Annotated in this window: 7 protein-coding genes, 1 tRNA gene and 1 pseudogene; 2 read left to right on the top strand and 7 right to left on the bottom strand. The window is 72.4% G+C overall.

From position 1 onward, the window contains the following. The 3 genes and pseudogenes from AE652_RS26665 to AE652_RS26655 all read right to left on the bottom strand — a co-directional run. A pseudogene (locus AE652_RS26665) lies at nucleotides 1-355 on the bottom strand (sel1 repeat family protein); the annotation flags it as partial. A 378-nt stretch (nucleotides 356-733) separates the two neighbouring features. Next, nucleotides 734-807 (bottom strand) — tRNA-Met (locus AE652_RS26660). A gap of 76 nt (nucleotides 808-883) precedes the next feature. Next, nucleotides 884-3,844 carry a UPF0182 family protein gene (locus AE652_RS26655; RefSeq protein WP_082345984.1) on the bottom strand — a complete coding sequence of 987 codons (2,961 nt, stop codon included), beginning with the start codon at nucleotides 3,842-3,844 and terminating at the stop codon, nucleotides 884-886. Nucleotides 3,845-4,090: 246 nt separating this feature from the next. Here AE652_RS26655 and AE652_RS26650 point away from each other — a divergent pair, with 246 nt between their 5' ends. After that, entirely contained in the window at nucleotides 4,091-4,663 is a 573-nt protein-coding gene (locus AE652_RS26650; protein ID WP_049655907.1) for a PPA1309 family protein, read from the top strand. A gap of 128 nt (nucleotides 4,664-4,791) precedes the next feature. Here the strand turns inward: AE652_RS26650 and AE652_RS26645 are convergent, their stop codons facing one another. The 4 genes from AE652_RS26645 to AE652_RS26630 all read right to left on the bottom strand — a co-directional run bounded on the left by AE652_RS26645 (nucleotide 4,792) and on the right by AE652_RS26630 (nucleotide 8,192). Next, complete coding sequence (locus AE652_RS26645; protein ID WP_049655905.1) at nucleotides 4,792-5,901, bottom strand: PDZ domain-containing protein; 1,110 nt, start codon at nucleotides 5,899-5,901, stop codon at nucleotides 4,792-4,794. A gap of 42 nt (nucleotides 5,902-5,943) precedes the next feature. Continuing rightward, nucleotides 5,944-6,117, bottom strand: a complete 174-nt coding sequence (locus AE652_RS26640) for a hypothetical protein (protein WP_234348548.1) — start codon at nucleotides 6,115-6,117, stop codon at nucleotides 5,944-5,946. A gap of 300 nt (nucleotides 6,118-6,417) precedes the next feature. Then, nucleotides 6,418-6,858, bottom strand: coding sequence for a molybdenum cofactor biosynthesis protein MoaE (locus AE652_RS26635; protein WP_234348547.1), 441 nt, complete (start codon nucleotides 6,856-6,858; stop codon nucleotides 6,418-6,420). 173 nt (nucleotides 6,859-7,031) lie between these two features. Next, nucleotides 7,032-8,192, bottom strand: coding sequence for an NAD-dependent epimerase/dehydratase family protein (locus AE652_RS26630; RefSeq protein ID WP_107086545.1), 1,161 nt, complete (start codon nucleotides 8,190-8,192; stop codon nucleotides 7,032-7,034). 198 nt (nucleotides 8,193-8,390) lie between these two features. Here AE652_RS26630 and AE652_RS26625 point away from each other — a divergent pair. Beyond that, the coding region (locus AE652_RS26625) for a zinc-dependent metalloprotease (RefSeq protein ID WP_049655913.1) at nucleotides 8,391-9,564 on the top strand (1,174 nt) is incomplete at its 3' end.

Raw genomic sequence — 9,564 nt, 5'->3', positions numbered from 1 at the left:
CGTCGGCGGCCTGCCGGTGGCGGGCCTCCAGCGCGGCGGACTCGCGGGCGGCGAGGGCGGTCTCGAAGCTGGTCGAGTCGAGGCCGGCCGGGTCGATCGCGGCGCCGGCGCCCGGCTCCCCGCCGGGCTGCTCCCCGTACGCGCCGACGGCGGCGGCGAACTGACGGGTCGACACGTGGACGAGGCTGTCGGGCCCGTAGCCCTGGGTCGGGGGGCGCTCGGACAGTCCGCTGGTGCGCTGGGCGGGCAGGGCTCCGGGGTGGTTGGCCGTACGCTCGGCGCTCTCCGCCCAGGCGTCGGTGTCCGCCTCGGCGGCCGCCGAGGACCTGGCGCCTGACTTGCCGATCAGCCTCATGCCGACTCCCGCTCCCCCAGAGTGTCGCGGCATCGTGCCCCGGCGTGCGTCCGGGGGGACCCCCAGGGGAGGCGCCGGACCCGACGGCCGGTCAGCGGCCGCGCACCGTCCCCCATGTGTCCCATCGTCGCATCACCCAGTACCCGCGTACACCTGCCCCGGCCGAATTCCGGCGGGGCCGACCCGAAGCCGACGAAATTGCTTCGGCGCTTTGTCGATTTCCCGACACGTCAACCCCACAAACCCCGTTGCCGTCCTCCTTGGCGACGGTCGATAGTACCGGAGCGGTTCCCGCCGCTTCCGGACGAGAACGGCCCGGGAGCGGCGCGGGAAACACCAGAGGCCCGGAGGAAGAATCCTCCGGGCCTCTGGCCTTAGTAGCGGGGACAGGATTTGAACCTGCGACCTCTGGGTTATGAGCCCAGCGAGCTACCGAGCTGCTCCACCCCGCGTCGGTGGTTAAACCATAGCACGGGCGCGGGGTGGAACGGAAAACGGTTACCGCAGCTCAGCGGCCGCCTCCGCGGACTACGGCTGCGGGCTGGGCGATCCGCCGCCGGTGGCGCCCGGGGCGGGAGTGCCGGCCGGGGCCGGCGCCGGGCTGCCGCCACGGGCCGCCTCCGCGGCCTTCAGGGCGTCGCCGAGCGCCTTCTGGGCGTTGCCGTAGGCCACCCAGTCGCCGTTCTTGAACGCGGTCTGGCTGTCGCCGTACGCCTTCTCCGCGTCCGAGAGCGCCTTCTGGAGCTCCGGCGAGATCGTCCCGCCCGGCGCCGGCGTCGCCGGTGCCGTCGGGGTGGTGGTCGGAGCGGTCCCGGTACCCGGCGTGGACGGCACGATCGGGGTGGTCGACGGGGGCGCCCCGCCGAACACCTTCTTCAGCGCGGCCTCCAGGGTGTCCTCGAACGCCACGTTGTCGTCCCCGTACACCGCCAGGACCTTCTGCATCGTCGGGTACTTGGCACCGCGACCGCGCACGTACACCGGCTCGATGTTGAGCAGCCCGCCGCCGACCGGCAGGGTCAGCAGGTTGCCGTACTCCAGCTCGGCGTCCCCGCCGCTCTTCAGGGCGAAGATCTGGTTGGCCACCTCCTGGCGGGAGTTGAACTTCGACTGCACCAGGCCGGGGCCGGGGGCGCCGCTCTCGCCCGTCATCTTCAGGATTCGGATCTTCCCGTAGTCGTCCCCCGGGTCCGCGTTGACGGCCATGAAGGCCGCCAGGTTGGGCCGCTGGTTGGGCACGAAGGTGCTGGTGAGCGAGAAGTTCGCGGTGTTGGTGTCCGGCATCCGCACCGTCACGTAGTACGGCGGCTGGACCTGCTTGGTGTCGCTGCTCGGGTCCACCGGGACCTGCCAGATGTCACTGCCATTGAAGAAGGAGTTGGCGTCGGTGACGTGGTACTGGCCGAGCAGGTCGCGCTGCACCTTGAACATGTCCTGCGGGTAGCGCAGGTGCGGCAGCAGCGTCTGCGGGATGTCCGCCTTCGGCTCGACGGTGCCCGGGAAGGCCTTCATCCAGGTCTTCAGGACCGGGTCCTTGTCGTCCCACTGGTAGAGCTTCACCTCGCCGGTGTAGGCGTCCACCGTGGCCTTGACCGAGTTGCGGATGTAGTTGACCTGGTTGGCGGCGGTCAGCAGCTCACCGCGCTGGTTGGTCAGCGAGTCCTTGGTGGCGGCGCCCAGCGTCGTCTTCGAGGAGAACGGGAAGCCGTCCGAGGTGGTGTAGCCGTCCAGCACCCAGACCACGCGGCCGTCCTGCACCACCGGGTACGGGTCGGCGTCGATCGACAGCCACGGCGCGACCTTCTCCACCCGCTCCTTCGGCGTGCGGTTGTAGATGACCTTGGCGCCGTCGGTGATGGCCCCCGCATAGAGGATCTGCGGCTCCGTGAAGCGCACCGCGTACGCGGCCCGGGTCAGCGGGTTGTCCAGCGAGACGCCGCTGCCGCCGGAGTAGGTGTACTCGGCGTTCTGGCCGGTCTTGGGATCGGTGTAGTCGATCTCCTTGTTGGCGCCGCCGACGATCGAGTACGTGGTGGTCTTCTCGCCGTAGTAGATCCGCTGCTGGTAGTCGCCCAGCGTGCCGGTGGCCGGCAGGCCCGACTCGGTGAACACCGGCTGGCCCTTGTCGTCGACCTGGTTGCCCTTGGCGACCACCGCGCCGTAGCCGTGGGTGTACTTGAAGTGGTCGTTGATCCAGTTGCGCTGCACGCCGTTGAGGTCGAGCTCGCGCAGGCCGATCACGCTGTCCTGCTTGTCCTGCCCGGTGCCGTAGCGGTCCACGTCCAGCGTGTTCGGGAAGGCGTAGTAGTTGCGCTGCTGCTCCAGCGACTGGAACGCCGGCGAGACGACGTTCGGGTCCAGCAGCCGGATGTCCGCGATGGTCTGCGCGTCCGGCTTGAGCGCGTCGGCGTTGGTCGTGCCCTGCGGGGTGTACTGGGTGGTCTGCGCGTCAGCGATCCCGTACGCCTGGCGGGTGGCGTCGATGTTCTTCTGGATGTACGGCGTCTCCTTGGCCTGCTCGTTCGGCTTGACCTGGAACTGCTGCACGATCGCCGGGTACAGCCCGCCGATCAGCACCGCCGACAGCACCATCAGCCCCAGGCCGATCAGGGCCGGGGCCCAGGTGCGGCGGATCGGGGTCAGGAAGAACAGCACCGCGCAGATGATCGCGACGAAGAACAGGATGGTCTTGGCCGGCAGGAACGCGTTGGCGTCCACGTAGCGCAGACCCGTCCAGCCCGAGACGCCCTTGTACGAGCCGGTCTTCACCGCCAGCGCGTACCGGTCCAGCCAGTACGCGACGGCCTTCAGCAGCACGAACACGCCCAGCAGCACCGCCAGGTGCCCCTGCGCGCCCGCGCTCGCCCGGCGCCCCGGGCCCTGCAGCCGCAGCCCGCCGTACAGGTAGTGCACCAGCGCCGAGGTCAGCAGCGAGACGATCACCGCGCTGAACGCGAAGCCCAGCACGAACTCGTAGAACGGCAGGTCGAAGGCGTAGAACGAGACGTCCATGCCGAACTGCGAGTCCTTCTCACCGAAGGAGGTCGCGTTCGTCCACATCAGCCAGGTCCGCCACTGGCCCGAGGCCGCGGCGCCGGCCACCAGGCCGATCACCAGCGAGACCCCGATCAGCGCCCAGCGCTTGAACGGCGCCAGGCCCGACCGGTAGCGGTCCAGGCTCTGCTGCTCCACCGACATCGCCGACAGCGGCGGCCTCAGCCGGTGCGCCAGCCAGATGTTGAAGCCGACGATCACCGCCATCAGCAGGCCGAACACCCCGAACAGGCCGATCTTCGTCCACAGCTGGGTGGTGAACACCGAGGAGAAGTGGACCGACCTGAACCACAGCCAGTCCGTCCAGAAGCCCGCGAACATGACGAACAGCAGGAAGAGCACCGCGAGCACGCCCAGGGTCAGCAGGGCCACCCGCGCCCGCCGGGAGGGCGGGCCTACCCTGCGCCGGAAACCCGGCCCTGAGCGTTCGGGCATCTGGAAGACCACGGTGGCACCTCGGCTGTGTCGTCTGAATGGGGTCGGTCGTCAGAGCAACTTAACCAGGCTTTGGCCGAGTTCCCACCGTTAGCAGACGGTTACGACGGCCGCCCGCCGCCGACCGTCCCCGCCACGGCTCCCCCGGCCCTCCCGACGGCCCGCGACAACCCCCGCGACGACCCCCCGACCGCCCCCGGCGGCCTTCCGGCGAGCGCGCCCCGCCCGGCGTGTGAGGATTGAGGCATGTCCGACGCGTCTGATCTGAACAACTCCCCCGACGACGTCTCCAAGCTCCCGGCCGCCACCCCGCTGACCCGGGCCGCGCTGGAGATCGACGAGTACGCCTCCACCCTCGGCTGGGACCTCCCGGCCCGGCTGTTCGCCCTGGTGGACAGCGCCGCCCTGCGCAAGGCCAACCCGAAGATCGCCAAGCAGCTCGGCCTCGCCGACGGCGACGAGCCCGGCCTGACCCCGATCGAGCAGGACGAGCTGCCGGCCGGCATGGAGCTCGACAAGTTCCTCGGCACCATCGCCTGGCCCGACTCCGTGGCCGGCTGCGCCCTGGTCGTCGAGCGCCTCATGCTGCCCCCGGGCGCCGAGCAGTCCCGCCCGCGCGGCGCCTCCGACGCCCAGCTCGCCGAGTGGGTGGCCAACCACCCCAAGCGCGAGGAGGTGCGGATCACCGCCGCGGTGCTCCGCGGCGGCAAGAAGGAGATCGCGCTGCGGCTGCGCTCCAAGGACGTCGCCCGCGAGGTGCTGACCGGCCCCGACCTGGTGCCCGGCCTGACCGACGCGCTGCTGGCGACCTTCGCCTGACGCCTTCCCGCCGATGTTCCCGGGCGGCCGCCCCGGCGGCTGCCCGGCAGGCCCCGTGCCGACGGCCCGACCGCTGCCCGGCGGCTACCCGGTGACTACCCGGCCGCTGCTCGGCGACTGCCCGGCCGCTACTTGGCGGCGCAGGACGGCAGCGCGGAGGTCTGCCCGGAGCGGACCTGCTCCAGCGACTTCAGCGCGCTGTCCAGCGTGTCCGTCTTGATCAGGGTCAGCCCGGACGGGACGTTCTTGGTCGCCTCGGCGCAGTTCGAGGACGGGGTGAAGAAGTACTCGGCACCGGCGTCCCGGGCGGCGATCAGCTTCATCGAGATGCCGCCGATCGGCCCGACCTTGCCGTCGTCGTCGATGGTCCCGGTGCCGGCCACGAACTTGCCGCCGGTGAGGTCGCCGCCCGGGGTGAGCTTGTCGATGATGCCGAGCGAGAACATCAGCCCGGCGCTCGGGCCGCCGACGTCCTGCAGCCCGATGTCGATCTGGAACGGGTAGGTGTGCCGGATCCCGGTGCCGATGCCCACCACCGCGAGCTCCGCCCGCTCGGCGGGGGCCTTCGGGTCGAGGTCCTTGGCGCGGACGGTCGGGACGGTGACGTCGGTCTTCCCGCCCGCCGTGGCGACGCCGTTCGCGTCCTTGACGCGCGGCACGACGGTGAAGACCGCCGACTCGCCCGGCTTGTGCTTGGTGACCGCCGCGACCACCTGCTCGACCGAGCCGGCCGGGACGCCGTCCACGGCCACGATCTGGTCGCCCGCGTGCAGCCGGCCCTCGGCCGGGGCGCCCGCGGTGACCGACTTCACGATCAGCTCGCTGCCGACCGGCACGCCCAGCTGCTTGAGCGCCGCGGTGCGGGCGCTGTCCTCGGAGGAGGCGAACTCCTCGGCGTTCTGCTTCTTGGCGTCCGCGTCCGACTGCCCCTTGGGGTAGACGTTGTCGTGCGGCACCACCAGCACGTCGTCCCGCAGCCAGCCGACCACCGCGTTGACCAGGCTGGGCTCGTACTTGGCCCCGGTGACCTGGACGGTGGTCATGTTGAGGTGCCCGGTCGTCGGGTACGACTCGTGCCCACTGATGCTGATCACCGGCTTGCCGCCCTGGTTGCCGAGCGTGTTGTACGTCGGCCCCGGGCTCATCTCCGTGTACGGCACCTTCATCAGCACCGAGACGCAGAGCAGCGCTATGAGCAGCAGGGTGGCAGCGAGCATCGTCGCGGAGCGGCGTGGCATGCCTCGACAGTACGGGACGTGCCTGAAGCGGCGCCCGCCGGGCTACCGGCCGGAGCCCTCACCCGGGGCGGCGGCGCCCGCGGTGGTGCGTTCCATCGCGGCCATGAAGCGCCGGTGTTCGGCGAGTGAGGCCGGATCGCCGGTGGCCCGCGGGGCCCGCTGGGCCCACCCCGCCCAGAGGGCGGCGACCAGGACGGCGACAACCGGAATGATCAACCAGGCGAGCACACCCATACCAGCACTCCCAGCTCGTCGTGTCTATGAGCAGATTAACCACTCCGGCGGACAACGCGGCCGGCGCCGTCCGGGTTACGGGACGGCCGATCGGCTCACTTCCAGGGAGTATCCGGAGCGCCGGCACGGACCCGTTGGAGTGAGACCGCGGCGCGCCTGACCCGACGGACGCGCGAGGTGTGCCGTTCGGTTCCGACCGGCTCGGTGCCCTCGCGTCCGGTTCCGTGCCGTGCCGTGCCGTCCGGTCCGGTCCGGTCCGGTTCCGTCGGGTCCGGGCCGGCCTCAGCAGTTGCCGGCGCCGACCCACTCCTCCGCGCCGTCGGAGAAGACCTGGTGCTTCCAGATCGGCACCTCGTGCTTGAGGTCGTCGATCAGCCGGCGGGCGGCCGCGAAGGCCTCGCCGCGGTGGGCGCAGGAGACGGCGACGATCACGGCCTTGTCGGTGATCTCCAGCCGGCCCACCCGGTGGACCGCGGCCAGCGCCCGGACCGGGAAGTCCGCGGTCACCTTCTCGGCGACCCGGCGCAGCTCCTGCTCGGCGGTGGGGTGGCAGCTGTACTCCAGCGCGGAGACCGACTTGCCACCGTCGTGGTCCCGGACCGTCCCGACGAAGACGGTGGTGCCGCCGGCCGCGTCGTCGCCGACCGCCTCGTACACCTCGTCCAGCGAGAGCGGGGTGTCGCGGATGGCGAGCAGGCGGATGGGGTCGTGGTTGTCGGACATGACCCCATGATTCCCCATCCGGGACGCTCCGGGGCAAGTACTTTCCGCACCGCGGTTCCGGAATTTCGCATCGTGAGAAATCGCGGGAGAGCGCCGCCCGCCGACCGGGCCCCGCCGTCCGGCACCGGCCGATCGGAACCGGCGCTCAGGACCGGCCGCTCGGGACCGGCCGCTCAGAACCGCCGCCGCTTGCGGGCCCGGCGCACCAGCGCCGCCGTACCGACCAGCGCCACCGTGGCCCCGGCCGCCCCCAGGCTGGTCGCCGCCTCCTTGCCGCCCAGCCGGCGCCCGGCCACCGCGTGCTTGCCGGACACCTGCTCCAACAGCTCGGCCAGCACCTGCTCATTGGTGTGCGCCGGACGCCAGCCCGCCTCGTGCAGCCGGCTGCCGGACACCACCCACGGGTACATCGTGTACGCCAGGTCCCCGGCCGGGGCCGGGGTCAGGCCCAGCCGGTGCAGCCGCGCGGCCGTACCGAGCGCCAGCGAGGCCGGCAGCTCCATCCGCCGGATCCCGGACAGCCGCTCCACGTCCTCCTGCTCCAGCCAGCCGTCGCAGCCGACCGTCACCTCGCCCTCGACCAGGCCCAGCGCCGCGTACTCCAGCGCCGCCGCCAGGTCGTCCACGTGGCAGAACTGCCAGCACGGCCGGGAGCCGGCCACCACCAGCAGCCTGGGCGCCTCGAAGTGCCGGGTCAGCACGGTGTCCACGCCGGGGCCCACCACCACGGCCGGACGCAGCACCGTCACCTGCAGGCCCGGGTGGGCGCGCGGCGCCCGGCGGGCCAGCCGCTCGATCTCCAGCAGGTCCCCGACCAGCGAGGCCTCCTCGGTGGCCCTCAGCTCGGAGTCCTCGGCCAGCGGCACCTCGTTGTCGGCCAGCGCGCCGTAGACCATCGCCGAGGTGCACAGCACCACGCGGTGCACCCCGGCGGCCGCAGCCGCGGTCAGCACCGTCTGGGCGCCGCGCACGTTGTAGGCGCTGCGGGCCCGGGCGTCCGACTCCATGCCGAAGTCCATCGCCAGGTGCACCACCACGTCGACCCCGGCCAGCCGCTCGGCCACCGCCGGGTCGCGCACGTCGAGGACCCGCCACTGCACGCCCGGCACGTCGCCGCGCCGGTCGTCCACCGCGAGGACCTTCCGCACGTGCGGCGAGGCCACCAGCCGGGCGGCGACCCGCTCGCCCAGCACCCCCGCGGCGCCCGTGACCGCCACGGTCAGCGGCCGTCCGCCGTAGGCTGGAGGCGGCGACGCCGTGGTGTCCGACGCGTCCTCTCCTCCGGTCTCTCCTCCGGTCAGCCCAGAGCGAACGTCCGAGGGCGGGGAACTCACCGGCCATCCTCCACGGTTAGCTTTATGTGCGTACGGACGTGTGTCACGTACGTCCATCCTGCCCGAGGCGAAGGCCCGGTGGTGCACCCGGCGCGGGCCTGCCGCGCGGGAGCCGCCCCGAGTCCCCCACTCCGCCGCCGCCCCGGGCGCAGACTTTCCCGCCACACCCGCATGACGGCCGACCGGATCGAGGACCCCGTGAGCGACCTTCCCTTCGGATTCGGCGTTCCGCCAGAGGAGCCCGAGGACGGCAAGGCCAAGCCCGACGACGCGCAGAAGAAGAAGGACCAGGAGCAGTCCGACAGCGGCCCCCAGCCGTTCGGCTTCGGGAGCGGCAACCCCTTCGGCGCGCTCTTCGGCATGCCCGGCGCCCCGGGCGGCCCCGGTGGCGCCGGTGCCGACAACCCCTTCGCCGCGATGTTCGGCGGCATGAACCCGGGCGACCTCGGCGCCGCCTTCCAGCAGCTCGGCCAGATGCTCTCCTTCGAGGGCGGCCCGGTGAACTGGGACCTCGCCACGAACATCGCCCGCCAGACCGTCGTCGCCGAGCCCGCCGAGGGCAAGAGCAAGGACCGCTCGGTCAGCGCGGCCGAGCGCTCCGCCGTCGCCGAGGCCGTCCGCCTGGCCGACCTGTGGCTCGACGGCTCCACCGAGTTCCCCTCCGGCGCCGGCACCGCCGTCGCCTGGAGCCGCGCCGAGTGGATCGAGGCCACCCTCCCGGTCTGGAAGGACCTGGTGGACCCGGTCGCCGAGCGGGTCGGCAACGCCATGGGCGGCGTCCTGCCCGAGGAGATGCAGGCCATGGCCGGCCCGCTGATGGGCGTGATGCGCTCGATGGGCGGCGCCATGTTCGGCACCCAGATCGGCCAGGCGCTCGGCGCGCTCGCCGGCGAGGTGGTCGGCTCCGCCGACATCGGCCTGCCGCTCGCCCCGGCCGGCAAGGCCGCGCTGCTGCCGCAGAACGTCGCCGAGTTCGGCGAGGGCCTGAGCGTGCCCGCCGACGAGGTCCGGCTCTACCTCGCCCTGCGCGAGGCCGCCCACCAGCGGCTCTTCGCCCACGTGCCGTGGCTGCGGGCCCACCTGCTGGGCGCCGTCGAGGCCTACGCGCGCGGCATCAAGGTCGACACCTCCCGGATGGAGGAGCTGGTCGGCCAGCTCGACCCCACCAACCCGGAGGCGCTCCAGGAGGCACTGGCCGGCGGCCTGCTCCAGCCCGAGGACACCCCCGAGCAGAAGGCCGCGCTCGCCCGCCTGGAGACGGCGCTCGCGCTGGTCGAGGGCTGGGTCGACGCCGTCGTGCACGCCGCCGCCGAGCCGCACCTGCCGCAGTCCGGCGCGCTGCGCGAGACCGTCCGCCGCCGCCGCGCGGCCG

Origin of the sequence: Kitasatospora sp. MY 5-36, assembly GCF_001182915.1 — a bacterium.
Lineage (GTDB): Bacteria > Actinomycetota > Actinomycetes > Streptomycetales > Streptomycetaceae > Kitasatospora.
Note: the sequence above shows the minus strand (reverse complement) of the source record. Positions and strands in the feature narration are given on the sequence as shown.

Bases quoted from the DNA above. Each gene is read 5' to 3' on its own strand.
- AE652_RS26655 (WP_082345984.1), bottom strand. From the start codon at position 3,844: ATGCCCGAACGCTCAGGGCCGGGTTTCCGGCGCAGGGTAGGCCCGCCC.
- AE652_RS26635 (WP_234348547.1), bottom strand. From the start codon at position 6,858: ATGTCCGACAACCACGACCCCATCCGCCTGCTCGCCATCCGCGACACC.
- AE652_RS26650 (WP_049655907.1), top strand. From the start codon at position 4,091: ATGTCCGACGCGTCTGATCTGAACAACTCCCCCGACGACGTCTCCAAG.
- AE652_RS26645 (WP_049655905.1), bottom strand. From the start codon at position 5,901: ATGCCACGCCGCTCCGCGACGATGCTCGCTGCCACCCTGCTGCTCATA.